The 923-nt window shown below is 58.1% G+C and carries 1 protein-coding gene; it reads left to right on the forward strand.

Annotation, left to right across the window (positions count from 1 at the left end; genetic code table 11):
* Positions 1-923 (forward strand): TraI domain-containing protein (locus HMPREF3014_RS00950; RefSeq protein ID WP_168171851.1); only part of this gene is annotated, 923 nt, incomplete at both ends.

A 923-nucleotide genomic window follows, 5' to 3' on the forward strand; every position in this document is an offset into this window, starting at 1 on the left:
AATCCGGATCGAGCGCTGGCTGCACCGAAGCAGTCGCTGCAGCGGCAGTTGGCAGACGGCCTGCGCTTCCTGGTGAAGGACAAATTCAAGCTGAATCAGCCGGGCGGCCCGTCCGACGGGTGGCTGACTCAGGACGCACTCTGGCTGGTGAGCAAGCCCGCGGCCGATCAGTTGAGAGCCTACCTGCTGGCTCAGGGAATCGAAGGGGTCCCCTCCTCCAACGCGCCATTCTTCAACATGCTCCAGGACCAGGCCGTCATCCAGACGAACGCCGAAGACAAGGCCATCTGGACGGCCACGATAGACAATGGTGCTGGGTGGAGAAACAAGTTCACGCTCCTCAAGATCGCTCCAGCCTTGATTTGGGCTGACCCTGCCGAGCGGCCTGATTCCTACAGCGGATCACTCGTCATTGAAGAGGGCAACGCCTCCTCTGAAAAGCCGGAAACGACCTGCGAAATCCCCAACGATTCGATTGAACAGCGACAGGCGCCAGAAGCCAAGATGACGCTCCGCCAACCTACGCCGAGCGTTGCGAAACCGTCAAACGAGATGCGGGCGATTGCGAAGCCCTCAGCTGAGGATCAGGAAGAAACAGACGATTTGTACGCGCTTCTTGGTAATATCAATTCGCCACCAGAAGAGCTAGACACTAGCCACGACTCACCGGCTGCTTCTTCTACGAACACTCGCGGGGAGGAGAACCTACAGCAGCCACTAGGGACCAAGGAGCCAACAGATTGCGCTCCTGAAGCAGTTGAAGATGTATTTATGCCTAGCAGAAGCACTGATCTGGGACAGGGATTCGTTGGCTGGATGAAATCTGGCATCGCGGCCCGTCGCCTGTTCATCAACGACACCAAGGCTTTGGTGCATACCGTCGACGGGACCGCCATGCTGGTCACGCCAGGAATCTTCAAGCG

Origin of the sequence: Pseudomonas sp. HMSC065H01 (assembly GCF_001815235.1) — a bacterium.
In the GTDB taxonomy this organism is placed as follows: Bacteria; Pseudomonadota; Gammaproteobacteria; order Pseudomonadales; family Pseudomonadaceae; genus Pseudomonas; species Pseudomonas aeruginosa.